Below are 25,942 nucleotides of genomic sequence, written 5' to 3'. Positions count from 1 at the left end.
AACGCTCAGGAGAAAGTCACCAGATGGTTTACGAGACGTCTCCATTCGGAGTAGAGCACGCCCAAGCCATGAACGGAACACGAACTGCTGTGATCCAGCCCACAAAACATGGCAGTATCACTCCCTGATTCGTTTTCAAAGCGCATGGACGAAATGGACGATCTTTTCGGCAATCCGGACAAGCAGCCACAACAACCGCCACGCGCCAGTTCGCGCCCTGCGGATCCGCTCGTGCAGGCTGCAAAGCGCACCCAGAGCAGCACCGCCAAGGACGGCAGCGAAGGCTACAGCGCGGCCGATATCGAGGTTCTGGAAGGACTGGAACCGGTAAGACGCCGGCCGGGCATGTACATCGGTGGCACCGATGAGAAAGCGCTGCACCATCTCTTCGCCGAAGTCATCGACAATTCGATGGACGAGGCAGTCGCCGGCCACGCAACCTTCATCGAGGTGGAACTGGGTGCCGACGGCTTCCTCACCGTCACCGACAACGGGCGCGGCATTCCAATCGACCCGCACCCCAAGTTCAAGGACAAGTCGGCACTGGAAGTGATCATGACCACGCTTCATGCCGGCGGAAAGTTCGATTCCAAGGTTTATGAAACCTCGGGCGGCCTGCACGGCGTCGGCGTTTCGGTGGTCAATGCGCTTTCGGACGAGCTTGAGGTCGAGGTCGCCCGCGGACGCAAACTCTACCGCCAGCGCTTTTCGCGCGGCATCCCGCAAGGCGGGCTCGAATTCCTCGGCGACGTCCAGAATCGGCGCGGCACACGGACCCGCTTCCATCCCGATCCCGACATCTTCGGCAAGGGCGCGCATTTCGAACCGGCCCGTATCTACCGGATGGCGCGCTCGAAGGCCTATCTCTTCGGCGGCGTCAACATTCGCTGGTCGTGCGATCCATCCCTGATCAAGGACAAGGATCCGACACCGGCCAAGGCTGAATTCCATTTCCCTGGCGGTCTCGGTGACTATCTGAAAGCTTCGCTCGGCGATGAGATGCAGGTCACGCGCGAAATCTTCACGGGCAAAAGCGAGAAGCAGAGCGGCCACGGCTCCGTGGAATGGGCTGTCACCTGGTACGGCGGCGACGGCTTCCTCAACTCGTACTGCAACACCATCCCGACCGGCGAAGGCGGCACCCATGAAATGGGCTTCCGCAACGTGCTGACGCGCGGCCTGCGCGCCTATGCCGATCTGGTCGGCAACAAGCGCGCGTCCATCGTCACCTCGGAAGACGTGATGATTTCAGCCGCCGGCATGCTCTCGGTTTTCATCCGCGAGCCGGAATTCGTTGGCCAGACCAAGGACAAGCTGGCGACGGTTGAAGCGGTGCGCATCGTCGAAACCGCGCTGCGCGACCCGTTCGACCATTGGCTGGCCGACAATCCGCAGGAAGCCTCGAAACTGCTCGACTGGGTGATCGCCCGCGCCGACGAGCGTGTGCGCCGGCGCCAGGAAAAGGAAGTGTCGCGCAAGAGCGCCGTGCGCAAGCTGCGCCTGCCCGGCAAACTCGCGGACTGCACGCAGAATGCGGCGGCGGGCGCGGAACTGTTCATCGTCGAGGGTGACTCGGCCGGTGGCTCGGCCAAGCAGGCGCGTGACCGAGCCATACAGGCGGTGCTGCCGCTGCGTGGAAAGATCCTGAACGTCGCCAGTGCGGGCAACGACAAGCTCGCCGCCAACCAGCAGATTTCGGATCTCGTCCAGGCGCTCGGTTGCGGCACGCGCTCGAAATACCGCGATGAGGACCTGCGCTACGACCGCGTCATCATCATGACCGACGCCGACGTCGACGGTGCCCACATCGCCTCGCTGCTGATCACCTTCTTCTATCAGGAAATGCCCAACCTTATCCGGGGCGGTCACCTCTTCCTGGCAGTGCCGCCGCTCTATTCGCTGCGTCAGGGCGGCAAGATCGCCTACGCCCGCGACGATGCGCACAAGGACGAATTGCTGCGCACCGAATTCACCGGCCGCGGCAAGGTCGAGCTTGGCCGCTTCAAGGGCCTCGGCGAAATGATGGCGAGCCAGCTCAAGGAAACCACCATGGATCCGAGGAAGCGTACCTTGCTTCGGGTCGACGTGCTGGATGAAGAGACCGTGACCAAGGATGCCGTCGATGCGTTGATGGGTACCAAGCCCGAGGCACGCTTCAGATTCATCCAGGAGCGCGCCGAATTCGCAGCCGCTGACGCCTTGGACATTTGAGAGCATTCGGCCGGCGGTTTTCGCCCCGGGAGCGGAGATGACGTGGTGAGTTGGGCGAAGCTGAAGGAATGGGTCGGCACGACATTCGCCGGCTCGCTTCAGCCAACCCGCTCGGACTGGATTTTCGCGCTGCGCACCACGTCGGCCGGGCTGATCGCGCTTTTGGCGGCCTACGCCCTCAAGCTCGAGCACCCGCAATGGGCAATGATGACCGTGTTCATCGTCGCCCAGCCGGTCGCCGGCATGGTGCTTGCGAAAGGCTTCTACCGGCTGATCGGGACGGTTGTCGGCGCCGTGGCCGCCATGGGGTTCACATTCGCCTTCGGTGGCAACCCCTGGCTCTTTGTCGCGGTTCTTTCGCTCTGGATCGGCCTCTGCACGCTCGTCTCGTCGCTGCTGCGCAACCCGGAAGCCTACGGCGCAGCACTTGCCGGCTACACCGCGATGATCGTCGGCCTGCCAGCCTTCGGCCAGCCGCACCTGATCACGGATCTCGCGGTCGCCCGCTGCGAGGAGATCATCCTCGGCATCGCCTGTGCGGCGATCACCAGCCGGCTGATCCTGCCGCGTCTCGCCGGCTCGGCGATCAAGGCGCGCCTGGAACGCTGCATCCTCGATCTAGCAGCCTATACCCGCGGCGCCTTCGCGGGTGCGGAACCGGCCAAGCTCGACGCCCTTTACCGCAAGCTGGTCGCCGACACGCAGACGCTGGGCGAAATGCGCGCTTATGCCCGGCTGGAAGCGCCAAGCGTGGCGACACGCGCGCACCCGGTGCGGCGGACCATCGGCCATCTGCTCTCCGCTCTGTCTGCCGCGCGAATGCTGCATGCCCATGCTGCCCCGCAGAACGCCGCTCTCCTGCCGGTACGAGGACAGTTGAAGGCGCTTGTCGGAGAGCTCGTCGACACACCGAATTCTCTCGAGAACACAAAGCTTTGGGAGGCAAGGCTCACCACGATTGCCAACGAAGCCCTGCATGCTCCCAATGGCGCCGCAGGCGAAGGCGAAGATCCGGTCGGAACCATCACCCGCCTCACCGTCGCCGGCGAATTTGCGCAATCGCTGCGCGAGGTATTGCGCGGCCTCGATGCCGTGCGACGGCCGACGACGGAAAAAGCCATGCGACAGCGCCGGCAGCCGGCCCTGATCGTGCATCGCGATCATCATGCGGCCTGGCGCAACGCCATCCGTGCCACGGTAGCCACCATGCTTGTAGCCAGTTTCTGGCTGGCCACGCACTGGTCGGAGGCAGCCGGCACATTGATCCTCGTTGCTGTTGTCTCCAGCCTGTTCGCATCCAGGCCGGATCCGGCCCAGGTTTCCTGGGGGTTCTTTAAAGGCACGTTGCTGGCGCTGCCCGTTGCCTTTGTCGTCGGCCAGCTTGCCTTGCCGGCCCTGCCGGGCTTTGGTTGGTTCGTGCTGTTTGTCGTACCCATACTGGTGCCTGCTGCTCTCGCCATGGCCAACCCGCGGCTCGTCGGCGTCGCCACCGCCTTCGCCATAAATTTCCTGGCCTTCCTTAATCCGCATCAGGGCATGAGTTACGATCCCGTCGCCTTCTTCGCCGGCTCGATTTCGGTCCTGGTCGGCATCCTGATCGCCATCGGCGTGTTCATGGTGGTGTTGCCCGTCGACCCGATCGCCACAGCACGCCGCATCGCCGGCGCCATGCGCGAGGATCTGGTACGACTGTGCCTGCATGATCGCATACCGCGCCGCTCGGCCTTCGAAAGCCTTGCCTACGACCGCGTCAATCAGATGATGCCACTGGTACAGCAGGCCGGTCGCAAGAGCGAAGGCCTGTTCGACGGCAGCGTTGCATCCGTGATGGTGGGGTTGGAACTGCTACGCCTGCGTATCGACCAGAAAGCCGGCGGCCTGCCGTCAGCCATGACGCAGAACGTCAGCGATTTTCTAAGGCAATTGGCGCGCAATCTGCTCGTACGCATGCCGAATGAGTCCTGGATTGCCAGCATCGCCGCCATGCGCGCGGACGCGGCTGCGATTGCCGCGACCGGTACGCCGGACGCGTTGCGCGTCGCAGCATCACTACGCGTCGTTGCCGCCGCCGCCGAAGACTATCCGGATTTCTTCCGCAAGGACTAGGATCACCGGCTGTTCGGCTCGAGCTGATCGCGGCATCGGGCGGACCAGGCTATTGCCGGACGCTCCGATGCTCAACGCAATGATCGTAGCGGTAGCCTGCGCCCTGCGCGGACTTGAGAGCACGATCTCGAAGAACGGTGTCACGAGGCGTTGTGGGATCCCCGCAGATATCGGCAAAAGATGCACGAAGATCATCGACATATTCGATGTTGATGACCTGGTCGCCGTAGAACCGCGTGTATGCGGAGCACTCGCCGTAGCGATGGCACTCCTCGGATACCGCGAAGTCGAATCCGATCTGCTTTCGCTCCCTGTCCGAAAGCTGGGGCGTGTTCTTTTGCCCTGCCGCGAGACCCTGCTTGTGCGCGGCACGCACCAGCAATTTTGCGAAGGCCACAGCGTCGTTGTGCTTGAGCGCGCCCTTTGACCTCGTGAAAGAATCCAGATTGTCGAATTCGACGGCGTCGAACCCCGCGCGGGCACAGTCGGCAACGGTGACAGCCAGGCGCTCCAGCACGGCGGTCCGAAGTTTCTCCGATGATATGTCGAACAGATGCTCATCCGGCCAATCCGGATCGACCAGCGGCTTACCCTTGCTGTTCTTGACCAGCAACCGGGGCGGCCACGCTACGCCGGGCTGTGTCTGGAAACCGTTGACGTAACATATGTTGTACAAACCAAGGGCCGGCGCAGCCGTGCTGTCGCGCACGACGACATTGGTTCCCGCCGGAGGATCATAGGCACCGCCAAGCTGGTAGTCGGCCACGGCATCGGAGGGAAGCGGCTTGAGTGTTCGGACCACCCCAGCCTCTTGTTCCGTTGAGTTTGCCGCCCCAGCGCTCTGGATGGAGAGCGTCGCGACCAGAATACAGGTCCATCGATGCATAGTCCTGCGTCACCCTTGGCTGATTCCCACCAGCCAAGGTCTAGGCGGCGGCAATGGCCAATGCATGACCGCGCGCGTTCTGGCGAAGCGCATCCAGATGGATGGACTTTACGAGGGTGGCCAGATCGCCGGCAGCCTGCTGTCCGCCCAACTCCTTGAGCATAAGCCAACTCACTTCCTGCACACCGGCGAGGCGCTTGCCGTTGGCAACCTCGCGCCACACCTTCAGCGCCCTGAGCACGACGCCGTGCATGCCCGACGAGAGCCCTGCCGAGGTGAACAATGCCTGCAGCGCCACATCGTTGCCGCCCGCCAGCAGCGCTCTCACCCGCTGCTCCGATTGACCGGTCAGCGCCACCAGGACCGCACCGAAGAAATCGACCTTGCCATGCGCCACAGTGCGAATGATGAAGGAGGCGGTGAGATCGCCGCGCAGGCGCAGATGCTCGACAAGAGCCGGGTGCTCTCCTGCCTGCGTGCTCTCGATCAAAGTGACGGAGGCCTTCACACAGGCGTCGCGCAGCACCCTCTCGGCGCGCGCCGAGCCCATCAGCGCCAGCACCAGCGGCGAGCCCTTCAGCGCATCGCCGAGCTTGACCAGCAGCATATGGCGGCAGTCCGCAGGCAGCGTATCATGCGCAATCAGCGCTTCGCGCACCGCAGGAACATGGCCATGGCGTTCGGCGATGCGCCGATAACTCATCGACGCGATCGCGGCGCCGGGGTTGCAAAGCAGCGTCACACAGGCTTCTGCCTCGCCGATCTCGGCGATCGCCGCGGCGACCGTCATGGATACGGCCGGACGATCCGCGATCAGTTCCTGCGTCGCTTTCTGGCCGCTGGCGACCCGGTCGATCAGGTCGGCGTCGGTCAGCAGCGGTGAGCGGGCCAGGACAAGGCTGGCGACCTCCGGCTGGTCCGAAGCCAGTGCGGCAATGATCTGCACCGGCGCATGATGGCTCATCGAGAGCGCCTCGGCCATGGCCGAGCGCACCTTGGAGGAGGCATCGTCGAGCAACAGGGTCAGGGCCGCCTCGGCAGCGCACCGATCCTCGAAGGGAAGGTCGCGGTTGACATAAGCTCTGGCCAGTGCGCTGGCCGCTGCCGCGCGCTCCGAAACCCTCGCCGTACCGACCCATTTCAGGAAATGAGGAACAACCATGTTCAAAGCTTCTTACCCCAGCCGGCACACAACCCGGCGAACCCGAAAAAGACGTTAGGCAGAAATGGTTTACGAAGCGTTCACCATAATTCTTAACCAGCTTGCAGCCCCTCGCCGCTCGGCTTATCAAGCGGAAAATGGAGGATCGCCATGCCGCGTCTCTATCTGGAAGAGTTCACCGTCGGCCGCAATTTCCAGCACACGCTGCGCAAAACGGTGACCGAGAGCGACAACATGCTGTTTTCGGTCATGACGCTCAATCCGCAGCCGCTGCACATCGATTTCGACTTCGCTTCCAGGACCGAATGGGGCAGGCCGCTGGTGAATTCGCTGTTCACGCTCGGCTTGATGATCGGCATCGCAGTCAACGACCTCACCGTCGGCACCACGGTCGCCAATCTCGGCATGAAGGAAACGACCTTCCCGCACCCCGTGTTCCATGGCGACACGATCCGCGTGGAGACAACAGTGATCTCTGTACGCGAATCGAAATCGAAGCCCGATCGCGGCATCGTCGAACTCGAACACCGCGCCTACAATCAGGACAACGTGCTTGTGGCCAAATGCCTCCGGCAGGCGATGATGCTGAAGAGGCCGGCCTGATGCGATCGCTGCTGTTTGTCCCCGGCGATTCCGAACGCAAGCTGGAAAAGGGTTTCGCTTCCGAGACCGACGTTGTCATCGTCGACCTTGAGGATTCCGTAGCGGCGCAGAACAAGGCGACGGCCCGTGCAGTCGCAGCCGATTTCATCGCCGGGCACCGCTCCAATACAAGGGCTGCCATCTATGTTCGCGTCAACGACCTGACGACCGGCCTCACCGACGAGGATCTGGCGGCAGTCATCAGCTCGAAGCCAGATGGCATCATGTTGCCGAAATCGAACAGCGGCCAGGACATCCAGCAATTGTCGGCCAAGCTGCGTGTCCAGGAAGCGCGCGCCGGCCTGGCCGATGGAGCGATCCGCATCCTGCCGATCATCACCGAAACGGCGGCGGGCGTTCTGGCCGCTGCGAGTTACGCTGGCGCCAGCAGCCGCGTCTCCGGCCTTACCTGGGGCGCGGAAGACCTGTCGGCGGCGATCGGCGCCCGCACGGCGCGCGACGAGCATGGCCGCTACACCGACGTCTTTCGCTTTGCTCGAACGATGACGCTGCTTGCCGCCTCCAGTGCCGAAGTCGCAGCGGTCGACACCGTCTTCCCGAACTTCAGCGACATGGCCGCTTTCGAAGCCGAATGCGTCGAGGCCGAGCGCGACGGCTTCACCGCCAAGATGGCCATCCATCCGGCGCAGGTCCCTGTCATCAACACGGCCTTCACCCCTTCCAGGGAGGCTGTCGAACGCTCGGCCGCCATCGTCGCGGCCTTCGCCGCAGCCGGCAACCCCGGCGTCGTCGGTATTGAAGGCAAGATGTATGACCGTCCCCATCTGCGCCTGGCCGAGCGCCTGCTGGCGCGGGCAAAGGCAGCAGGCGTCAGCGTTTAGCCTGCCGCTATTCCGCCTTCCAAGGCCCCGCATAGTCGGCATAGAGCGTCGAGACATCCGGCCTTGGGCGTTCCGGCGCGGTACCGGAAAATGAACCGATATGAATGAAGCCAATGACGCGCTCATCGGGTGCAAACCCCAGGATGGCACGCCCTTCCGGCACGTCGGAATACCAGTTGCTGATCATGTTGGTGCCGTAGCCCAGCGCATTGGCCGCGATCATCAGGTTCATCGCTGCCATGCCACCCGACAGGAATTTCTCCCAATCCGGGATCTTCGGATGCGCTTTCGGCACAGACACCACTCCGATCACCAGCGGCGCTCGCGAGAAACGCGCAAGTTCCTGGTCGCGACGGACATCGCTGAGCGGTCCCTCCCGGCTCTCCGCCAGCGCAGCCAGCTTCTTGCCCACCTCGACCCGAGCCTCCCCACGATAGAGAATGAAGCGCCATGGCTCGAGCTTGCCGTGGTCCGGCACGCGGGAAGCCGCCGCGATGATGGTGGCGATTTCGGCGTCCGACGGCGCAGGCGCTTTCAACTCGGGGATTGGCGCGGAATTTCGAGTCAAAAGATAGTCGAGGATGGGTTTTGTCATGGCGCGGTTCTCCTGAATCCATTTGGGCTGAAGCGCGCGATGAACATCGGCTGCTCTGGCGACGGCGCGGGATGCGCCGGAAAAGAGCCATGAGGGCTTCCCGCCAGACTCTTCAGCCTTGAAATTGCCACCGGCTTGGGCTTCAACGCAAGGTATGTTCGTCGGGCTTCGCCGTCTTTCGCTGACCGTCATCGGGGCCACGCTCGGCGTGGCTCTGGCGTTGCCTGCCGGCGCCAAGGATCCCGATTCGCTCGAGAAGCTGAAACTGCCAGGCATTTCGACCTATGCACCCCCGCATTCAGGCACGCAACTTGCCCGCGGCGAAGGCGAAATCACGCTCAGCGCACAACTCACCGAGAAGGGTGAAGAAATCACCCGCGGCCTGGTCTGGCGTGTCTTCCGTCCGGAGCCCGGCGCCGACGGCAAGTTGCCACTGGTCGCATCCGCGCAAGGCGGAACGGCCGCTTTTCAGCTGCAGCCCGGCAGCTATCTCGTGCATGCCTCCTACGGCCGCGCCGGGGCCACCAAACGCATAACCGTCAGCCGCGATGCCAAGCGCGAGAGCATGGTTCTCGACGCCGGCGGGCTGAAACTCGACGCTACATTGGCTGGCGGCATCCGCATCCCGCGCGAAAAGCTGCGTTTTTCGATCTATGAAGCACGTGGCGGCAAGGATGATGAAAAGGCCCTCATCATACCGAACGTCCAGCCCAACAGCGTCGTGCGATTGAATGCCGGCGTCTACAACGTCGTCTCGACCTACGGCTCGGTGAACGCCGTCATTCGTTCCGACATCAGGGTCGAAGCTGGCAAACTGACCGAAGCGACGGTCGAGCATCGCGCCGCCGAAGTCACCTTGAAGCTGGTGCGCGAAGCCGGCGGCGAAGCGCTGGCCGATACCTCCTGGTCGGTGCTCAACGAATCCGGCGATTCGATCAAGGAAGCTGTCGGCGCCTTCGCGCCGATGGTGCTTGCCGAGGGCAACTACACCGTCATCGCCAAGAACCGAGACCGCATCTACCAGAAGGACCTGACCGTCGAAGCCGGCAAGAACGGCGAGGTCGAGGTTGTCGCCTCAGAGGCGACCGCAATCGACCCGGCCGAGGGTGCGGACTAGAGCGTTTCCGTTTTTCACGGAAACGCGGAAACGCTCTAAGTTTTTGTTTTCGTCGCATTTTTGTAACGCCAAGTGATTCCACTTGGCTACAAAATGCTCTAGCGGATCAGGCAGCAGCGCGGCGAGGCCGCCGCAGGAATTTCGAGCGACGAGCCGGTTCTACAGGCGCCAGGTCAAAGACGGCGCGATAGAGCCTTGTCAGCAGAATCTTGCGGTCGCGCAACGGATCGAGTTCTTCCGGCGTCAGCACCTTGCCTATCCTGACCTCGATCGAGCGGCCCGCCAGCCTGGCGAATTCCCGGATCAGCAGCGAAATCCTGAGAGTCAGTGAGGCCTTGCCGACGAAGCGTGCCAGGCGCCCTTCCCGTTCGGCCAGGTTCATCGGCCCGCTGACCAGATGAAACAGCCTCCCGTTCTGGCCGGCGAAATGCATGGGAATGACCGAGGCCCTGGCCTCCTGCACCAGACGTGCCGGAAACATCTTCCACGGCAGATCCTGGGCGCGCCCGAAACCTTTCGGCGCGGTGGCGACACCGCCAGCCGGAAAGACGACGATGGTGACACCTTCCTTCAGCAGCCGCATCGCCTCATGTCGGATCGCCATATTGGCCTTCACCGCCTCCTTGGTCTCGGCAAAATCGACCGGCAGCGAATAGGGCTCCATCTCGCGGATGCGCAGCAGATCCTTGTGGATCATCACCTTGAACGGCCGGCCAAGCTTTTCAGCCAGCGACAGCACGGCAATTCCGTCACCAATGCCAAAGGGGTGGTTTGCGACGATCACCAGCGGTGTTTCCGGCAGATTGACCGGCGGCCATTGGTCGGCGCAACGGACCCGCACATCGATCAGGTCGAGCATGCGCCCGAACACACGGTCGCCCGTCGGCACGATGTTGCGGCGCCACAGATCATAGAGGGCGGCGAAGCGGTCCCGTCCCGACAACCCTTCGACGGAGCGAATGAACCAGCGCGTGAACGCCGGCTGGCCAGCATTGGCGTAAGAAAGTTCCGGGAACGGTCTTTCGCGCGATCTCAGCTTCAGCATGTTTCGTCGTTAATTGAGTTGGATGACGTCAACATGACGCCGATATGAAAACGGCGGTGGCCACGCCACCGCCGTTCACCGGAACACCTGCGATCAGGCCGTTTTCTTGCGCTTCAGATCCGGCGGCGTCGCTTCATCGACCAGGCGCGCGATCGCTTCGGCCAGCGACAGCGATTCCTGGTCGCGCGAGCCGAGGCGACGCACATTGACCGTCTCTTCTTCCGCCTCACGCTTGCCGCAGACGAGAATGACCGGAACCTTGGTCAGCGAATGTTCGCGGACCTTGTAGTTGATCTTCTCGTTGCGCAGGTCCGCCTGCACCGACAACCCGGCAGCCTTCAGCCTGTCGACGACGCTGCGCGCATAGTCGTCGGCTTCCGAGGTGATCGTCGCCACCACCACCTGCAGCGGTGCGAACCACAGCGGGAAATGGCCGGCATGGCTTTCGATGAGAATACCGAGGAAGCGCTCCAGCGAACCAACGATGGCGCGATGCACCATAACCGGCTGCTTCTTCTCCGAATCCGAGTCGATGTAGAAGGCGCCGAAACGCTCGGGCAGATTGAAGTCCACCTGCGTGGTGCCGCACTGCCATTCGCGACCGATGGCGTCCTTCAGCGTGTATTCGAACTTCGGACCATAGAACGTGCCCTCGCCCTCGTTGATGCCGGTCTTGATCCGGCTGTCCTCACGCGCCATGCGGGCCAGCGAGTTCTTCAGGATCTCCTCGGCGTGATCCCACATCGCATCGGTGCCGACGCGCTTCTCGGGCCGCGTGGCGAGCTTCACAACCACCTCTTCGAAGCCGAAATCCTTGTAGACCGACATCATCAGGTCGTTGATCTTGAGGATCTCGGACTCCAACTGTTCTTCCGTGCAGAAGACATGCGCATCGTCCTGCGTGAAACCGCGCACGCGCATCAGCCCGTGCAGTGCGCCGGAGGCCTCATATCGGTGCACGCTGCCGAATTCAGCAAGCCGGATCGGCAGATCCCGATAGGACTTCAGGCCATGCTTGAAGATCTGGACATGGCCCGGACAATTCATCGGCTTGAGCGCGAAGATGCGCTGGTCGGCATCCGGATCTTCCGGATGAGTAAAGGCATGCGCGGATTTCACCGCGAACATGTTCTCCTGGTACCAGCCCCAGTGGCCCGAGGTTTCCCACAGCGACTTGTCTAGGATCTGCGGAGCGTTGACCTCCTGGTAGTCGTCGCCAAGGCGACGCCGCATATAGGCGACCAGATTCTGAAACATCTTCCAGCCCTTGGCGTGCCAGAATACGACGCCCGGACCTTCTTCCTGGAAGTGGAACAGGTCCATCTCGCGACCGAGGCGACGGTGGTCACGCTTCTCGGCCTCTTCCAGCATATGCAGATACTGGTCGAGCTGCGCCTGGTCGGCCCAGGCGGTGCCATAGATGCGCGTCAGCATCGGATTGTTGGCATCGCCGCGCCAGTAGGCTCCGGCAACCTTCATCAGCTTGAAGGCTGTGCCGATCTGGCCGGTGGCGGCCATGTGCGGGCCACGACAGAGATCGAACCAGTCGCCCTGGAAATAGATCTTCAGGTCCTGATCTTCGGGAATGGCATCGATCAGCTCGACCTTGTAGCCTTCGCCCTTGTCGCGGAACACTTTCTTCGCGCGATCACGATCCCAGACCTCCTTGGTGAAGGGCTTGTTGCGCTGGATGATCTCCCGCATCTTCTTTTCGATGACGGGGAAATCCTCCGGAGTGAACGGCTCGTTGCGCGCGAAGTCGTAATAGAAGCCATTCTCGATCACAGGACCGATGGTGACCTGCGTTCCCGGCCACAGCTCCTGCACCGCTTCGGCCAGCACGTGAGCGGTATCATGCCGGATCAGCTCCAGCGCGCGCGGATCGTCGCGCGTGACGATCTCGACCTTGCCGGAAGCCTTCAGCGGATCCGACAGGTCGCGCAAGGTGCCGTCGACGGCATAGGCCACCGCCTTCTTGGCCAGCGACTTGGAGATGGATTCAGCGAGTTCGGTGCCGGTCGTCGCGGCATCGTAGTCGCGTACGGATCCGTCAGGGAATGTGAGGGAAACACTGGCCATGGTCTGCTCCTATCCAGTCCCGCATACGAACGCGGGTGGTTTTGTGCCGGATGATGCCCGGCGGCGAGCGGTCTTTTAGGGGCAGTTGCGGCGGACGTAAAGTGAAACGGCGCCGCGCCAGACAGAGCAACGCCGTTTGCTGGATCAACCCGCCGGTCGCCTTACTTGATCAGCCCAGGCAATTCCTCAAGAAATGCGGCGCGCACCACATGACCCATCAGCTTGTTGCTCTTGCCGCTGTTGATGACGAGCTTGGCAAAGACGACGCGTTTGCCATCCTTCTCGGCCCAGCCGACGAACCAGCCGACAGGCCTGCTGCGGTTGGGGGCACCATCCTTGCCGGCCAGCCAACCGGTTCCAGTCTTGCCCTTGACCTGCCAGCCGCCGGCTTCAAAAGCCGGCATGGCTGCTTCGGTCATCTCGTAGGCCTTTGCGGAGACCGGCAGCGTGCGGCTGGCGACACCGCGCAGAAAGGTGATCTGTTCGTCAGGCGAGATCTTGAGCGAGGAGTTCAGCCAGGCCTGGGTGAGCCCATCGTTCTTTCCGGGATTGCCCGACACATCGCGATTGCCGTAGCTGAACTTCCTGACGTAGTCGCCGAAGCGCGCCGCGCCGAGCTTGCGGGTCAGTTCCTGCGAATACCAGACAACCGAGTCGGCCAGCCATATCGTCGGATCGACCGCGCGTTGGTGACGCTTGATGGCGTTGAATTCCGGCTTGTAGTCCCAACGTGGGTTGTGTGGGTCGGTCAGGATGCCGGAATCGTAACCAATCAGCGCCAGCGGCACCTTGAAGGTAGAGAGGGCGCTCACGCGTTTGTCGCAACTGCCTTGCCGAAGCAGCGCGGCCCCGGTTGCGGCATCGACAACCACGGTGCATTCAGCCGCCGGCTTCGTTTTGGAGGTTTGCGCCGCCGCTGGCCAGCATGCGGCAAGCGACATCGCGACAAAGCCCGCACCGCAAAGGGTGGAGCGAACGGAAACAGACATCAATATTCTCCGGGAAACAGCGCTCAGTTGGTTTTGACCGTTATGCAGTCGAACTTCTGCCGCTTGAGCGCCGCGCAAGTCTTGCTCGCCGCTTTTGCATCCTCGAAGCCATCGAAACGCACACGATAGAGCGTTGTACCGTGTGCCTGTGTCTGCATGATCTGGCCGGCTGCTTCCCCATGGATAGAACGAACGAATTTCTGTGCGTTGCCCAGCAACGCCCTGGCTGCCGTCTGATCGGGCAGCGCGCCGACCTGGATCTGCCAGGCCGACGGAATGAGCGCGACTTCCGTGTCGCCATCGCCCTGCTCGATCGTCGCGGCGTCCATCGTCTCAGATGGCGCGACGGCTTGTTTCGGCCTGCCTGTCGGCACCGGTGCGTTCGAGGCCACCAGGGGCGCGGATGTCGCGGTTCGCCCGGTGCTGAAGCGCTTCAGCAGGGCCTCCATCCGGTCATCGCGGCTGCGGGCCGTCTTGCCGCCGAGAACGACGCCGATCAGATGACCCTTGCCCTGCTCGAGCGACGACACCAGATTGTAGCCTGATACAGCCGTGTACCCAGTCTTCAGGCCGTCGACGCCAGCATAACGGTACATCAGATTGTTGTGTCCTTTCAGCCGTTTGCCATGAAAGACGAAAGACGGTTGAGAGAACAGCCTGAACAGTTTCGGGAAATCCCGTTCCAGTGCCATGCCAAGCACCGCCATGTCGCGGGCGGTCGTCAGCTGGCTGGTCTTGTCGGTCAATCCCGAGGGGTTGGCAAAGATCGTGTTACGCAGCCCGAGCTGCCGCCCGCGCTTGGTCATCAGGCGCGCAAAGGCAGCTTCGGAACCGGACATATGTTCACCGAACGCCGCGGCAGCGTCATTGGCTGAAATCACGATCATGCCGTTGACGGCATCGCGTACACTGATGGTCTCGCCGGGCTTGAGCCAGAGCTTCATCGGAATCTTGGCTGCCGCATTTTTTGAAACGGCGATCTCATCGTCCCAGCCGAGCTTGCCTTGTTCGATCGCCTCGAAAGCAAGGTAGATCGTCATCAGCTTGGCGAGTGAGGCCGGCGCGTGCCGCTTGCCGGCGTTTTCATGGCCCAGGACGCTCCCGGTCTGCGTGTCGAGCACCAGCCAGGACACGTCGGCGATGGCCGTTCCCGCGCTCAGCAAAACCGTGCCCATGGCCAGCGAGGCAGCAAAGACCTTGCGACCGAGCCACATATCGATGACCGGCATATCCGCTCCGTGAATTTAGAGACGTCCCGAGGGAGTATGTATGACTGAAATGCAGACGGGCCACCTGCCGGGAATGCGGCCCGTCACGTGAAATCCACCGCCACTATTGTACGGAATTCATTAACGAAAAGTGGGTGGTTTTTTAACGATTTGGCGAATCCACAGCCTTGCGGCTGATCGACCAGTAACGCCATGGCGCGTACCAGACATAGCGCCTATCGAGCACCGCCGGCACGTTGTCGATGCCGTGCGTACCGCCGGGACCACAGCGCATGACACGGAACAGTCCCATCCAGCCGCCGGCCCAAAGGCCATGCCTGGCGATTGCCTCATAGGCATATTCCGAACAGGTTGGCAGATGCCGGCATGTATTGCCGACAAAGCCCGAAAGGGTGAGCTGGTACAGCCGGACAAGAGCCGTGCCGGCCAGCCTGCCCGGGGTCTTGCGCCAAGGGCCATCCCAGTTGCGGCCACGGGATATGGCAGGCCTTTCGCCGGCATGCCGGTGACCGCAGTCGTGCCCATGTCCGTCCGCTTCGCCGGTCATTGCAGATATCGCGCTCGCGCCGTCATCGGCAGTAGATGGCGTGTCTTGGCGAATTTCGCAACAGCTCCAACGCTTAGGGGGAATGCGCAGCTGTTTTCTGTCCGGGATTGTGGGAACGCCCTAGTGATGGCCACGCCGGAAACCGACAAAGGCTGGCGTGACCGTGACCGGGATACCTTGTTCAATCAGGGTGAGCAGACCCAGCATCACCTCTTCATTCGGCTCGCCATAGACGTCGAGCCGGCGCATGATGCAGCTTTCCATCACGTCGCGAATATAGGGATCCGCCATCTTCCAGTGGACAAGCACGGCTTCGGAGCTTGGCAAGACCTGCAGGCTGTTTGCCCGCATCGACTCCTCGTCGATGAAGGTTTCGACGACAAGTTGCGGACCGTGTGCCTCGGCAAACGCCACCGCATTGCGGATTGCCTGCTTGAACTGCTCAAGCTTGCCGGGACGAATGTCGAAACTGGACAGTTGCACAATGCGTTGCGACATCGCCGGCACCTACTGAACTGCTTCGGCCGGCGTCGTCGCGAGCAATGACGCCTCGGTCACGCGATTGACCTCGCCATAGGGCGAGGATGCGACATAGACCAGTTCCAGGTCTTCGAGGGCGTTGATTGTTCCCGGCGTGCCGGCTGGCAGATAGAGCACCTCGCCCGGTCCTGCCGTCTGCCATTCGTCGCGGCTCGCAACCGTGCAGCGGCCGCGGATGACAATCAGCACCTCATCATAGGCAAATTCGAAATCGCTGGTCGCTCCCCTTGGTGCCCTGAGAAATCCGATTGCCCCGAGTTTCGAGGTTGGAGCTTCGTCCTCGTTGAGCACATCGGCCAGCTTTGTACCGGACCATTGCATCCAGTCCCGCACTTTTCCGGCCACGAACTTCTGGATGTCGGGCGTTTTCATATCCCGGCTGTTCATCGCTCTTTCCTTCTTCGCAGCACACCAAACCGGGGCCTTTGCCCGGCTTGATCACCTGCCTACAAGTTCAAGTAAACTTGAAGTCAAGAGCGACATGTGCGAAAAGGTCAAATGGAAACGACGCTCACCATCAACCAGCTTTCGCGCCGCAGCGGCGTGGCGGCCTCTGCCCTGCGTTATTATGAGGAGCGCGGACTGATCCAGTCCGAGCGCAGAGGCTCAGGCCATCGCCGCTTCACTCGAGCCACTCTGCGACGGCTCGCCTTCATCGTCTTTGCCCAGCGCCTCGGCATGTCGCTTGCCGAAATCGGTGCCGAGCTCGACAAGCTGCCGACCGACCACGTGCCGAAGGGGGCCGATTGGTCGTTGCTTTCCGGCCCCTGGTCGAATCGTATCGACGAGCGCATTGCCGAGCTGGAACGCCTGAAGACAGGCCTCGCGCAGTGCATCAGCTGCGGTTGCCTGTCGCTGGAGTTTTGCCGGCTGGTCAACCCGCACGACAAAGCCGGAGCCCTCGGCCCCGGCCCGCACTACTGGCTTGGCGACCAGTCGTCGAACGACGACTAAAGCAATTCCAGCAAAAGTGCTCAGCGGCTTTACGTCTGGAATTGCGGAAATGCTCAACGTCCCATCTCGAACCGCGCGGACTTGTCGTCGCTAAATTCTCCCGTGCCGATCGGATCGCGGACGCGGATAGCTATCCTGCCGCTGCGGCGTTTTCTTCAAGGTCTGGAAGGTTGCAATCGTCAGCGCATCGAGAAGCGCCTGGATGATCTCGGACATCACATTCACTCCGGTTTCGCGTATCTGTTTCATCACCGGATTCAACGCCTTCTGGCGCCTGTCTTCAAACGAGTATATTTTCGCACTGGGATAACCTGAGATTATGTGAATGAAGCGCAGCCGCCTGCCGCTGACTGCCCTCCGCTCCTTCGAGGCGGCTGGCCGCAATGCCAGTTTCAGCCGGGCTGCCGAGGAGCTGCACGTTTCGCAGGCCGCCGTCAGCCGCCAGATCCGCGAGCTGGAAACCACGCTCTGCACCCCGTTGTTCGAGCGCCTGCACCGCAGGGTCGTGTTGACCGAGCCCGGAAAGGCGCTGCTCAACCAGCTGACCGCCAGTTTCGACGGCATCGAGAGAATGCTGACGGATATCGCCAATCGCGGCCAGACACGTACCGCGCGGGTGAGTTCCGATGCGTCCATCGCCGCCTGCTGGCTGATCCCGCGCCTCGACCGTTTCCGGCGCATGAACCCCGACATCGATGTCGTGCTCGATGTCGATCCGCGCCTGATCGAATTCAGAGCCGACCAGGCCGAGCTTGCCTTGCGATTTTCCTTCCGCAACACCAGCTGGCCGAACACCGAAGCGGAGCGCCTTGCCTACGCGCTCGAAACGCCTGTCCTGGCGCCGTCCCTACTCGCCGGTGGCCCTGCAATCGAAAAGCCAGGCGACCTCCGCCGTTTCACCCTGCTGCACGAAGAAAGCCGCGAGCACTGGAAGAACTGGTTTCGGCTGGCCGGCGAGGAGGAAGCCGAGGTGCGGGCGCCGGGCCCGATGTATGCCGACATGGCGCTGTCCAAACAGGCTGCCCTGCTCGGCCACGGCGTGGCTTTGGTCGATCTCCTCTACATGCAGGACGAGCTCGCCGCCGGCACGCTGGTCCGGCCCTTTGCCACCGGGCTCAATTCAGGCAGCTACTTCCTGGTCGCGCGCAACCTCTCGAAACTCAGCGAGCCCGCCCGTATCTTCGCCGAATGGGTTCGCGCGGAGTTTGCCGCAAGCGTTGCCGCGCTGTCGTCAACCGAAAGTGAACGGTGCGTTCTCGCTGAGTGAATGGGCAACCCAGCCCGCCTCGCCTATCTCATTCACCGAATTGGACAATCCGCCACCAGCTCTGGTGGCCAGTCGAGGCCCGGCAAACTATCCTCAAGGATCACGCCGGCAGCCCAAAATGGGGATGACATGACCGACAAAGTTGAATTCGGACTGGATACGTTTGGCGATGTCACACTGGGCAGTGACGGCAAGTTGCTGCCGCAGGCTCAGGTGATCCGCAATCTCGTCGAGGAAGCCGTTCTGGCCGATGAGATCGGCATCGACTTCATCGGGGTTGGCGAACATCACCGCGATGACTTCGCAGTATCGGCGCCTGAGACCGTGCTTGCTGGCATTGCCACGCGCACCAGCCGCATCAAATTGGGTTCGGCCGTCACGGTGCTGAGCTCGGACGATCCGATCCGCGTCTTCCAGCGCTTCTCCACCGTCGATGCGCTGTCGAACGGTCGTGCGGAAGTGATCCTCGGCCGCGGTTCTTTCACCGAATCGTTTCCGTTGTTCGGTTTCCGGCTCAATGACTACGAAACGCTGTTCACCGAAAAGCTCGACCTGTTCGCGGCGGTCCGCAAGGGCGAGCCGGTCACCTGGCAGGGTTCGATCCGGCCACCGATCGAGGACCAGTCGGTTTACCCGCCGATCGAAAACGGCACCTTGAAGACCTGGATCGGCGTCGGAGGCAGCCCGGAATCAGTGGTGCGTGCAGCGCGCTACAACCTGCCCTTGATGCTTGCCATCATCGGCGGCGATCCCAAGCGCTTCCGTCCCTATGTCGATCTATATCACCAGGCGCTCGATCAGCTCGGCGGAACGAATCTCCCGGTCGGCGTTCATTCGCCCGGCTATGTCGCCGATACCGACGAGCAGGCGCGGGAGGAGTTGTGGCCACATTACAAGCTGATGCGCGACCGCATTGGCGGGGAGCGCGGCTGGCCGCCGGCAACGCGTGCCGATTTCACCTCGGAAGTCGAGCGCGGGTCGCTTTATGTGGGTTCGCCGGAGACGGTGGCGCGCAAGGTCGCGGCAACGGTGAAGGCACTGGGCGCAGCGCGCTTCCAGATGAAGTATTCGTCCGGCCCATTGCCGCATGAGAAGATGATGCGGTCGATCGAGCTCTACGGCACCAAGGTGATCCCGATGGCGCGCGATATTCTGGCGGAAAAGCTGGAGCTTTCCGAAGCCTGACCACCTGCCGAAGGGCAGTAGACTTGCGGAACAAGCCAAAGGCCCGGCGTGGTTTCCCACGCCGGGCCTTTTCACTCAATAAGACGCGTTGGACGCGCTGCTCAGTCTTTGGCGTTCAGATCAGTGCCCAGTGTATCCTTCACGAACAGCGTGCCGATGATCAGCGACATCGCTGCGAAGACGATCGGATACCAGAGACCGTAGTAGATATCACCCTTGGCGGCGCTCAGCGCGAACACCGTTGCCGGCAGCAGGCCACCGAACCAGCCGTTGCCGATGTGATATGGCAGCGACATGCCGGTGTACCGGATGCGGGTCGGGAACATCTCGACCAGGATTGCCGCGATCGGCCCGTACACCATCGTCACATAGAGCACGAGGATGAACAGGATGCCGATCACCATCGGCCAGCTCACCTGCGCCGGATCAGCCACCATGGAGAACGCACCTGCGGCAGGGATGCTGTAGACGGTAACATCCGTGGCGCTGCCCGCCTCTTCCTGCGTCACGATCTTGTCCTTGACCGCCTGGGCGACCGGAACGGTGGTCTTTTCGCCGCCGCGGATGGCCGCGGCATCGAGCTTCAGTTCCGGGTTGGCCGTCACGAAGGCATCGAGCTTCTGATCGGCAACCTTGGCGGCGGCGCGAACCAGTGGATAGCCGCCGTCGTGTAGCGCGATGTTCACCGCCTTGGCAAAGACCGCATCCTTGGACTTGGCCTGGTCACCGGCGGCGACAGCGTCATAGGATTCGATCGTCTCGTTGCCGATCTTCACGGATGCGGCTGTGCCCGGTGCCGCCGTGGTCACGACATCATACGGAACCGAGTTCTTGGTCAGGAATGAAGTCGCGATATCGCACGATGTCGTGAACTTCGCCGTGCCGACCGGATTGAACTGGAACTTACAGTCTCCGGGCGCCGCGGTCACCGTCGCCCGGGTGGTCTGCTGGGCGGTAGCCAGCGCCGGATTGGCTGCCCAGGTCAGCGCCTTGAACAACGGGAAATAGGTGACGATGGCGAGCGCCAAGCCAGCCATGATGATTGGCTTGCGCCCGACCTTGTCGGAGAGCCAGCCGAAAACCACGAAGAAGATGGTGCCGAGCGCCAGTGCGATCGCGATCATGATGTTGACCGAGTAGGCATCGACCTTCAGCACGTTCTGCAGGAAGAACAGTGCGTAGAACTGGCCGGAATACCAAACCACGGCCTGGCCGGCGGTAAGGCCGAACAAGGCGAGAAGCGCGATCTTGGCGTTCTTCCACTGGCCGAAGGCCTCGGTCAACGGTGCCTTGGAACCCTTGCCTTCTTCCTTCATGCGCTGGAAGGTCGGCGATTCACTCAGCGTCAGTCGGATCCAGACGGAGACACCCAGCAGCACGACCGAGAGGAGGAACGGAATCCGCCAGCCCCATGCGGCGAAGGTCTCCTTGCTCATCGAGCCTTGGATGATCAGGATCACGATCAGCGACAGGAACAGGCCGAGCGTCGCCGTGGTCTGGATCCAGGACGTGTAGTAACCGCGACGATCATCGGGGGCATGTTCGGCAACATAGGTCGCCGCGCCACCATACTCACCACCCAGCGCCAGCCCTTGCAGCATGCGCAGGATGATCAGGATGGCGGGTGCCGCGATGCCCCATGACGCCGATCCGGGCAGCAGGCCGACCAGGAAGGTCGACAGGCCCATGATCAGGATGGTGACGAGGAAAGTGTATTTGCGGCCGACGAGATCGCCGATGCGGCCAAACACCAATGCACCGAACGGGCGCACCAGGAAGCCGGCGGCGAAGGCCAGCAACGCGAAAATGTTGCGTGTCGCTTCCGGATAGGAAGCAAAGAAGGTCGCGCCGATGAAAGCAGCCAGCGCGCCATAGAGGTAGAAATCGTACCATTCGAAAACGGTGCCCAGCGAGGAAGCGAAGATGACTTTCTTCTCTTCCCGCGTCATGCCGCGGCCAGTTCTGCCGGCGGTCTGTGCCATTGCCATGAGTGTTCCTCCCAAATGCCCCGATGCCGGCTGCCCATACCCTCCTCCGGATACGGACTCGGACCAGCCATCACGCAGAATCTGGCAGAAAGCGCCGGTCATGAGGACCGAGCAATTGGGATTATGACTTTGGTCTAATATGACCGATGACTATCCATCGAGCGCTTCAAGCAGCGCCACCGCGGCCATCATGTCGCGCTTGCGGAAGGCGCGACGCGCCACCGCTTCCGAATCCTGGCCCCAATGTTCGACCTGCCAGTCTTCGTCGACATGGGCTGCAAGCCAGGCAGTTTCCGCCGCAAGCTCGCCCTGCTCCACGGCCATTGCGAGCAGCGCCGATCCCATGATCGAGGTCATGACATGGAGGGATGCCAGCCGGAATGGATCATTGCGGCGGGCAAGATGCGCACCGAGCACCGCGATGCTCTCCCGGGGCTGCTCGACATGGATAACACCTTCGGCAAGTTCAAAACGCGCGCCAAGCGACGTCTGCACCCAGTCGAGCACCGGATCCCAATGCGTGTTCTGGCGGTCGACCAGTCCCTGTGGACCATCGGCACGATAGCACAACAGGTCGGAGGCGGCGAAACGCAGGATATCCTCCAGAACTGCCTGTGTGTCGGCCGCGACACCGTCGATTGCCGTGTTGACGAGACGCAGCACCGGCATCGTCACCGGATCGATCACCTCTTCCTGCGCTTCGAACTCGGCTGCCACCAGTGCAGCGGCCTTTTCGGTCGGCAGCGCAAGCAACGCCTTGCCCGGCGTGCGGACAGGCTTGCCATCCAGCTGCACGACAAACCCATTGTCCGAAGGCACGACGGAGGCAGCCTTGTAGAAACGCTTCGGCAATGGTGTACGCATCTGGATCTGGGCGCGTCGCGTCGGATCCGGATCGGAAAGCTGCTTCCCCGCCTCGAGATCGCTCAAAATATCGCGCATTGCCGTTATACCCACTATGCCGTTTTTGGCCGTCTCGGCCGATTGACGACGCTCAAGCCGACGGCGATCAGCCCCAACGCCAGGAAGATCTTCCAGGTCAGCGGCTCGCCCAGGATCAACCAGCCGCATATGACACTGAATGCGGGTGACAGGAAGGCGAAACTCGACAATCCTGCCGCCGGATAACGCCGCATCAGCCAGAACCAGACGATATAGGTGATCGTGACGATATAGACAGCCTGGAACAGCAGTGCGCCGGTCGCCAGCGGCGTCACGTCGCGGAGCGCCGGCCCAGCCAGCGGCACCAGCGGGATCGCCATGATCGCTGAAACGACGAGTTGATAGAGCAGCACCTTTTCTGCGCTCGCGGTCTGCAACCTGGAACGCTTGATGGTCAGCGTCGTCAGCGCCCAGAACAGTCCGGCAGCGAGGCTGAGCAGATCCCCGAACAACGTCGACTGCCCGTTGCCACCAAGCCGGTCGGAAAAGATCACGATCACCCCACAGAAGGCCAGGACCAGCCCCAGCAACTTCTGCAACGTCATGCGCTCGCCAAGCCAGAAATGCGCGCCGACGAGCACCCAGAACGGCATTGTGTTCACCAGCAGCGAATTGCGCGCCACGGTCGTGTACTCCAGCGCCACGAACACGAGACTGAACTCGATTCCGAACAGCAGGCCCGCCAGGATACCGCCGAAAAGCGTGCCGTCCCGCTCGAACAGGCGGATGCCGCGGAACTGGCACCACAGGAACACCAGGGCGCAGGCGATGGCCGAGCGCGCAACGTTGAGGAAGATCGGATTGTAGCCGGCATTGGTCAGCTTTGCGGCGACACCGTTCAGGCCCCATGAAAAGGTCAGCACCAGCATGAAGCCCACCGCCGCGGCATCGATGGCGTCACGCCGGTCAAAGCTCTGGCTTGTAGTCATGACGCCCTCCGCAGGTTCTGCCGCCTAACCTCCCTATAGGAGGTCGGCAGCCGCGACATGATCCAAGGCACCGCTAGCGCAACTCCAGGAAAAGTCTGCAGCGGGTTTCCGTCCGGAATTGCGTAAAAACAAACAGCGTTTCCGAAAAATGGAAATGCTCTTGCGATGGTCACTGTGGAACGAAATCAGTCCTCGGCACTTGCCTCATCGAAGCCGAGCAGGTTCCAGCTCTGGCGCATATGCGGCGGCATCGGCGCGGTGACGTCGATCACGCCCTTGTCCGGATGTGGGATGATGATCCGACGAGCATGAAGGTGCAGCCGGTTCTGCATGCCGCCCGGGAAATCCCAATTGGTGTCGGCCTCGAAATATTTCGGATCGCCGATGATCGGGCAACCGATATAGGCCGCATGCACACGCAGCTGATGTGTGCGGCCGGTGTAAGGTTCCATCTCCAGCCATGACAGCGACTGCGCCGCCTGCTCGACGATGCGGTAGTAGGAAACCGAGTGATCGGCCCCCTTCTCGCCATGCTTGGCAACGCGCACGCGATCGCCGTCCGGGGTCGGTTCCTTGACCAGCCAGGTCGATATCTTGTCCTCGCGCTTCGGCGGAACGCCCTTGACCAGGGCCCAATAGGTCTTCTTGGTTTCGCGGGCACGAAACGCTTCCGACAGTTTCATGGCAGCAAGCCGCGTGCGCGCGATGACCAGCACGCCCGACGTGTCGCGATCCAGTCGATGCACCAGGCGCGGCTTCTCGCCCTTCTTGTTGCGCCATGCCTCGAGCATGTCATCGACATTGCGCGTCACGCCCGAGCCGCCCTGCACGGCAAGGCCCGCCGGCTTGTTGAAGACGAAGACCTTGTCGTCTTCGTGCAGCAGCATCTTGGCGAGCACGTCGGCATCGCCCTGGTTGCGGATCGAATGGCCAGTGAGCTGATCGGCGCCACCCTTCTTGTCGACGTCGAGTGGCGGGATACGGATCACCTGCCCTGGTTCGACGCGCGTGTCGGTCTTGGCGCGCGCGCCGTTGACACGCACCTGACCGGAACGCAGCAGCTTCTGCAGCTGTACAAAGCTCAATCCGGGATAGTGGCTCTTGAACCAGCGATCGAGCCGCATGCCTGTTTCGCCGGCTTCCACCGTGATCTGTTCGACGCCTGCCATGGTCCGCCTTTATTGTTCGAAGCGGGCCAATAGCACTATGCGAGCGTTCTTACGAGCCACAGCCCGAGGAACAGCGCCAGAATCGCGCCGACGACGCTTGCCAGCACATAGCCGGCCGCCGGGACGACGTCGCCACGCTCCCACAAGGTGGCGAAATCCAGCGAGAATGCAGAAAAGGTGGTGAAGCCGCCGAGGATACCGGTGGCGACGAACAGGCGCAGCTCCGTCGAAGCGCCACCGTAGCGGCGCGACAGCGTCTCGATGAAGGCGCCCATGATAAACGAGCCGATGATGTTGATCGCCATCGTGCCCCACGGAAAATTGGGACCGACAACCTTCAGCGCGCCGAGATTGAAGAGATGGCGGATGGCAGCGCCTATCGCACCACCAACCGCGACGAGGAGAAGCTGATACATCGACCTCGATCCCGCAGTCGCGACGTCAGGCCTAGGCCTGAGCCTTCTTGCCCTTGCTCGACGAGATCATCTTCCAGTTCTTGTAGAACATGGAGTTGATGCGCTCGACGCTCATCGAAACGACGGTCAACAGTCCGGCGATGACACCAGGAACCGGGGAAGGACGGATGACGTCCATGAACACGCAGTAGCGGCGACCATCATACTCGTTGACCGAGCGATGCAGCAGCGTGTCGTCGAAAATATACATCGGGCTGTCGTGCCAGTAGTTCCTGGCGTCCTGGCATTCGACGAAGATTTCCGCGTTCACCGGGATCAGATTGTACAGCACCCGCAGCGAAAGGCGCAGCGGACCGAAATGCCAGGATGTCGATTCGCGACCCGAAAACACCGACACCGCAATCGTCTTCACATATTTGAAGTCCTTGTTGAACTCCGGCACGTTGTCGATCTTGTGCTTGCCATACCACTGGTAGACGTACATGCCACGCCGGCCGGTACCGAAATTGGCGTCGATGTCGGCGATGATCTCGTTGCGGCGCTCCTTGAAGACGTTGAGCACCTCGTTGACTTCACGCTGGTAGTCAGCCGGAAACTGTTCCAGCTTCCACACACCCCAATTCTTGTAGCTGATCAGATCGATCAGCAGATTGAAGGGCGACAACAGCCATGTGAACATGCCGTTGCCTGTGAAATAGAGGCTGAACAGCCGCTGGTCCTTCTTTTTGTTGCGCAGCACATCGATGAGCCCGCAAACAAGCCAGATCAGCGTGATGATCGGGATGAAATAGAAACCGAGCCCCAGAAGCACGACGGCGATGGCGGCCTTGCGGATTGCCTTGCGTTGATCTTTGGTCATGTGAGCCTGGCGCCTGGCGCCACCCTTGATAAGAGTTTCGCCGCGCCCTCGGCCGCGACGCATTCACCCCAGTGACGGCTGCATAGGCGCAATTGCCGTCGTGCACAAGACGGCACAAAACCCGTACCAGCAAGCATCTCACAAAATTGGAGGATAGCACTCACCTTTTTCACCGCATCGTTGCCGGACGGCATATTCGCGCGACTTAGGATCTATGCGGCCAACATGAAATCTGCGCACCGC

25 protein-coding genes are annotated in these 25,942 nt (G+C 61.8%); 8 read left to right on the top strand and 17 right to left on the bottom strand.

Annotated elements, in window-relative coordinates:
• The first annotated feature begins 144 nt into the window (after nt 1-144).
• Complete coding sequence (gene parE, locus ACFJIU_RS09065) at nt 145-2,211, top strand: DNA topoisomerase IV subunit B (RefSeq protein ID WP_379070208.1); 2,067 nt, start codon at nt 145-147, stop codon at nt 2,209-2,211.
• A 45-nt stretch (nt 2,212-2,256) separates the two neighbouring features.
• Nucleotides 2,257-4,317 carry an FUSC family protein gene (locus tag ACFJIU_RS09060; RefSeq protein WP_379070205.1) on the top strand — a complete coding sequence of 687 codons (2,061 nt, stop codon included), beginning with the start codon at nt 2,257-2,259 and terminating at the stop codon, nt 4,315-4,317.
• 49 nt (nt 4,318-4,366) lie between these two features.
• Here ACFJIU_RS09060 and ACFJIU_RS09055 read toward each other — a convergent pair whose 3' ends face one another.
• Entirely contained in the window at nt 4,367-5,203 is an 837-nt protein-coding gene (locus ACFJIU_RS09055; protein WP_379070202.1) for an endo alpha-1,4 polygalactosaminidase, read from the bottom strand.
• A 40-nt stretch (nt 5,204-5,243) separates the two neighbouring features.
• A complete protein-coding gene (locus ACFJIU_RS09050) occupies nt 5,244-6,365 on the bottom strand; it encodes a DUF2336 domain-containing protein (protein WP_379070200.1) in 1,122 nt (373 codons plus the stop codon).
• Between the two features lie 150 nt (nt 6,366-6,515).
• Here ACFJIU_RS09050 and ACFJIU_RS09045 point away from each other — a divergent pair, with 150 nt between their 5' ends.
• Complete coding sequence (locus ACFJIU_RS09045; protein WP_379070197.1) at nt 6,516-6,968, top strand: MaoC family dehydratase; 453 nt, start codon at nt 6,516-6,518, stop codon at nt 6,966-6,968.
• Entirely contained in the window at nt 6,968-7,849 is an 882-nt protein-coding gene (locus ACFJIU_RS09040; protein WP_379070194.1) for an HpcH/HpaI aldolase/citrate lyase family protein, read from the top strand. The genes ACFJIU_RS09045 and ACFJIU_RS09040 overlap by 1 nt, the downstream gene beginning before the upstream one ends.
• A gap of 7 nt (nt 7,850-7,856) precedes the next feature.
• Here ACFJIU_RS09040 and ACFJIU_RS09035 read toward each other — a convergent pair whose 3' ends face one another.
• Nucleotides 7,857-8,444 (bottom strand): nitroreductase, encoded by a 588-nt coding sequence (locus ACFJIU_RS09035; protein ID WP_379070191.1) that lies wholly within the window; start codon nt 8,442-8,444, stop codon nt 7,857-7,859.
• 154 nt (nt 8,445-8,598) lie between these two features.
• On the opposite strand from ACFJIU_RS09035, the gene ACFJIU_RS09030 reads away from it, so the two are divergent.
• Nucleotides 8,599-9,561 (top strand): hypothetical protein, encoded by a 963-nt coding sequence (locus ACFJIU_RS09030; protein WP_379070189.1) that lies wholly within the window; start codon nt 8,599-8,601, stop codon nt 9,559-9,561.
• A gap of 106 nt (nt 9,562-9,667) precedes the next feature.
• Here ACFJIU_RS09030 and ACFJIU_RS09025 read toward each other — a convergent pair whose 3' ends face one another.
• From ACFJIU_RS09025 to ACFJIU_RS08995, 7 genes are all read right to left on the bottom strand, one after another.
• Complete coding sequence (locus ACFJIU_RS09025; RefSeq protein WP_379070186.1) at nt 9,668-10,606, bottom strand: lysophospholipid acyltransferase family protein; 939 nt, start codon at nt 10,604-10,606, stop codon at nt 9,668-9,670.
• Nucleotides 10,607-10,699: 93 nt separating this feature from the next.
• Nucleotides 10,700-12,685 carry a threonine--tRNA ligase gene (gene thrS, locus ACFJIU_RS09020; protein WP_379070183.1) on the bottom strand — a complete coding sequence of 662 codons (1,986 nt, stop codon included), beginning with the start codon at nt 12,683-12,685 and terminating at the stop codon, nt 10,700-10,702.
• A 161-nt stretch (nt 12,686-12,846) separates the two neighbouring features.
• The gene (gene blaOXA / locus ACFJIU_RS09015; protein ID WP_379070180.1) at nt 12,847-13,674 is read right to left on the bottom strand and encodes a class D beta-lactamase; all 828 of its coding nucleotides are present in this window, start codon (nt 13,672-13,674) and stop codon (nt 12,847-12,849) included.
• A gap of 23 nt (nt 13,675-13,697) precedes the next feature.
• Nucleotides 13,698-14,903 carry a serine hydrolase gene (locus ACFJIU_RS09010; protein WP_379070177.1) on the bottom strand — a complete coding sequence of 402 codons (1,206 nt, stop codon included), beginning with the start codon at nt 14,901-14,903 and terminating at the stop codon, nt 13,698-13,700.
• Nucleotides 14,904-15,045: 142 nt separating this feature from the next.
• On the bottom strand, nt 15,046-15,450 hold the full coding sequence (gene yidD, locus ACFJIU_RS09005; protein WP_379070174.1) for a membrane protein insertion efficiency factor YidD: 405 nt from the start codon (nt 15,448-15,450) through the stop codon (nt 15,046-15,048).
• A gap of 120 nt (nt 15,451-15,570) precedes the next feature.
• The gene (locus ACFJIU_RS09000) at nt 15,571-15,948 is read right to left on the bottom strand and encodes a hypothetical protein (protein WP_379070171.1); all 378 of its coding nucleotides are present in this window, start codon (nt 15,946-15,948) and stop codon (nt 15,571-15,573) included.
• Nucleotides 15,949-15,957: 9 nt separating this feature from the next.
• The gene (locus ACFJIU_RS08995) at nt 15,958-16,377 is read right to left on the bottom strand and encodes a hypothetical protein (protein WP_379070168.1); all 420 of its coding nucleotides are present in this window, start codon (nt 16,375-16,377) and stop codon (nt 15,958-15,960) included.
• A gap of 111 nt (nt 16,378-16,488) precedes the next feature.
• Here ACFJIU_RS08995 and soxR point away from each other — a divergent pair, with 111 nt between their 5' ends.
• A complete protein-coding gene (gene soxR / locus ACFJIU_RS08990; RefSeq protein ID WP_379070165.1) occupies nt 16,489-16,944 on the top strand; it encodes a redox-sensitive transcriptional activator SoxR in 456 nt (151 codons plus the stop codon).
• Nucleotides 16,945-17,034: 90 nt separating this feature from the next.
• Here soxR and ACFJIU_RS08985 read toward each other — a convergent pair whose 3' ends face one another.
• Nucleotides 17,035-17,193 carry a hypothetical protein gene (locus tag ACFJIU_RS08985; protein WP_379070162.1) on the bottom strand — a complete coding sequence of 53 codons (159 nt, stop codon included), beginning with the start codon at nt 17,191-17,193 and terminating at the stop codon, nt 17,035-17,037.
• Nucleotides 17,194-17,269: 76 nt separating this feature from the next.
• Here ACFJIU_RS08985 and ACFJIU_RS08980 point away from each other — a divergent pair, with 76 nt between their 5' ends.
• Complete coding sequence (locus ACFJIU_RS08980) at nt 17,270-18,211, top strand: LysR substrate-binding domain-containing protein (protein WP_379070159.1); 942 nt, start codon at nt 17,270-17,272, stop codon at nt 18,209-18,211.
• 129 nt (nt 18,212-18,340) lie between these two features.
• On the top strand, nt 18,341-19,396 hold the full coding sequence (locus tag ACFJIU_RS08975) for an LLM class flavin-dependent oxidoreductase (protein ID WP_379070156.1): 1,056 nt from the start codon (nt 18,341-18,343) through the stop codon (nt 19,394-19,396).
• Nucleotides 19,397-19,497: 101 nt separating this feature from the next.
• On the opposite strand, the gene ACFJIU_RS08970 is transcribed toward ACFJIU_RS08975, so the two are convergent.
• The 6 genes from ACFJIU_RS08970 to ACFJIU_RS08945 form a co-directional block, all read right to left on the bottom strand.
• Nucleotides 19,498-21,384 (bottom strand): MFS transporter, encoded by a 1,887-nt coding sequence (locus ACFJIU_RS08970; RefSeq protein ID WP_379070153.1) that lies wholly within the window; start codon nt 21,382-21,384, stop codon nt 19,498-19,500.
• A 150-nt stretch (nt 21,385-21,534) separates the two neighbouring features.
• Complete coding sequence (locus ACFJIU_RS08965; RefSeq protein WP_379070150.1) at nt 21,535-22,326, bottom strand: ATP12 family chaperone protein; 792 nt, start codon at nt 22,324-22,326, stop codon at nt 21,535-21,537.
• 14 nt (nt 22,327-22,340) lie between these two features.
• Nucleotides 22,341-23,255: a DMT family transporter gene (locus tag ACFJIU_RS08960; RefSeq protein WP_379070147.1), complete on the bottom strand. Its 915-nt coding sequence runs from the start codon at nt 23,253-23,255 to the stop codon at nt 22,341-22,343.
• A 185-nt stretch (nt 23,256-23,440) separates the two neighbouring features.
• On the bottom strand, nt 23,441-24,424 hold the full coding sequence (locus tag ACFJIU_RS08955; RefSeq protein WP_379070144.1) for an RluA family pseudouridine synthase: 984 nt from the start codon (nt 24,422-24,424) through the stop codon (nt 23,441-23,443).
• 35 nt (nt 24,425-24,459) lie between these two features.
• Nucleotides 24,460-24,840: a fluoride efflux transporter CrcB gene (gene crcB / locus ACFJIU_RS08950; RefSeq protein WP_379070141.1), complete on the bottom strand. Its 381-nt coding sequence runs from the start codon at nt 24,838-24,840 to the stop codon at nt 24,460-24,462.
• Nucleotides 24,841-24,871: 31 nt separating this feature from the next.
• A complete protein-coding gene (locus ACFJIU_RS08945; protein ID WP_379070138.1) occupies nt 24,872-25,699 on the bottom strand; it encodes an aspartyl/asparaginyl beta-hydroxylase domain-containing protein in 828 nt (275 codons plus the stop codon).
• Between the last annotated feature and the right edge of the window lie 243 nt (nt 25,700-25,942).

The sequence above is a fragment of the Mesorhizobium sp. UC74_2 genome (assembly GCF_042701485.1).
Taxonomy (GTDB): Bacteria; Pseudomonadota; Alphaproteobacteria; order Rhizobiales; family Rhizobiaceae; genus Mesorhizobium.
The sequence above is the reverse complement of the archived record's forward strand: the minus strand, read 5'-3'. Positions and strand labels throughout refer to the sequence as shown.

What these genes read in the sequence shown, in the direction of transcription:
- ACFJIU_RS08995 (WP_379070168.1), bottom strand. Translation starts at nt 16,377, where the DNA reads ATGAACAGCCGGGATATGAAAACGCCCGACATCCAGAAGTTCGTGGCC.
- soxR (WP_379070165.1), top strand. Translation starts at nt 16,489, where the DNA reads ATGGAAACGACGCTCACCATCAACCAGCTTTCGCGCCGCAGCGGCGTG.
- ACFJIU_RS08955 (WP_379070144.1), bottom strand. Translation starts at nt 24,424, where the DNA reads ATGGCAGGCGTCGAACAGATCACGGTGGAAGCCGGCGAAACAGGCATG.
- ACFJIU_RS09030 (WP_379070189.1), top strand. Translation starts at nt 8,599, where the DNA reads ATGTTCGTCGGGCTTCGCCGTCTTTCGCTGACCGTCATCGGGGCCACG.
- ACFJIU_RS08975 (WP_379070156.1), top strand. Translation starts at nt 18,341, where the DNA reads ATGACCGACAAAGTTGAATTCGGACTGGATACGTTTGGCGATGTCACA.
- ACFJIU_RS09035 (WP_379070191.1), bottom strand. Translation starts at nt 8,444, where the DNA reads ATGACAAAACCCATCCTCGACTATCTTTTGACTCGAAATTCCGCGCCA.
- ACFJIU_RS08960 (WP_379070147.1), bottom strand. Translation starts at nt 23,255, where the DNA reads ATGACTACAAGCCAGAGCTTTGACCGGCGTGACGCCATCGATGCCGCG.
- ACFJIU_RS08980 (WP_379070159.1), top strand. Translation starts at nt 17,270, where the DNA reads ATGAAGCGCAGCCGCCTGCCGCTGACTGCCCTCCGCTCCTTCGAGGCG.
- ACFJIU_RS09040 (WP_379070194.1), top strand. Translation starts at nt 6,968, where the DNA reads ATGCGATCGCTGCTGTTTGTCCCCGGCGATTCCGAACGCAAGCTGGAA.
- ACFJIU_RS09045 (WP_379070197.1), top strand. Translation starts at nt 6,516, where the DNA reads ATGCCGCGTCTCTATCTGGAAGAGTTCACCGTCGGCCGCAATTTCCAG.
- ACFJIU_RS08985 (WP_379070162.1), bottom strand. Translation starts at nt 17,193, where the DNA reads ATGAAACAGATACGCGAAACCGGAGTGAATGTGATGTCCGAGATCATC.
- blaOXA (WP_379070180.1), bottom strand. Translation starts at nt 13,674, where the DNA reads ATGTCTGTTTCCGTTCGCTCCACCCTTTGCGGTGCGGGCTTTGTCGCG.
- ACFJIU_RS09010 (WP_379070177.1), bottom strand. Translation starts at nt 14,903, where the DNA reads ATGCCGGTCATCGATATGTGGCTCGGTCGCAAGGTCTTTGCTGCCTCG.
- ACFJIU_RS08970 (WP_379070153.1), bottom strand. Translation starts at nt 21,384, where the DNA reads ATGGCAATGGCACAGACCGCCGGCAGAACTGGCCGCGGCATGACGCGG.
- ACFJIU_RS09055 (WP_379070202.1), bottom strand. Translation starts at nt 5,203, where the DNA reads ATGCATCGATGGACCTGTATTCTGGTCGCGACGCTCTCCATCCAGAGC.
- ACFJIU_RS09025 (WP_379070186.1), bottom strand. Translation starts at nt 10,606, where the DNA reads ATGCTGAAGCTGAGATCGCGCGAAAGACCGTTCCCGGAACTTTCTTAC.
- ACFJIU_RS09050 (WP_379070200.1), bottom strand. Translation starts at nt 6,365, where the DNA reads ATGGTTGTTCCTCATTTCCTGAAATGGGTCGGTACGGCGAGGGTTTCG.
- ACFJIU_RS08965 (WP_379070150.1), bottom strand. Translation starts at nt 22,326, where the DNA reads ATGCGCGATATTTTGAGCGATCTCGAGGCGGGGAAGCAGCTTTCCGAT.
- crcB (WP_379070141.1), bottom strand. Translation starts at nt 24,840, where the DNA reads ATGTATCAGCTTCTCCTCGTCGCGGTTGGTGGTGCGATAGGCGCTGCC.
- thrS (WP_379070183.1), bottom strand. Translation starts at nt 12,685, where the DNA reads ATGGCCAGTGTTTCCCTCACATTCCCTGACGGATCCGTACGCGACTAC.
- ACFJIU_RS09000 (WP_379070171.1), bottom strand. Translation starts at nt 15,948, where the DNA reads ATGTCGCAACGCATTGTGCAACTGTCCAGTTTCGACATTCGTCCCGGC.
- parE (WP_379070208.1), top strand. Translation starts at nt 145, where the DNA reads ATGGACGAAATGGACGATCTTTTCGGCAATCCGGACAAGCAGCCACAA.
- ACFJIU_RS08945 (WP_379070138.1), bottom strand. Translation starts at nt 25,699, where the DNA reads ATGACCAAAGATCAACGCAAGGCAATCCGCAAGGCCGCCATCGCCGTC.
- yidD (WP_379070174.1), bottom strand. Translation starts at nt 15,450, where the DNA reads ATGACCGGCGAAGCGGACGGACATGGGCACGACTGCGGTCACCGGCAT.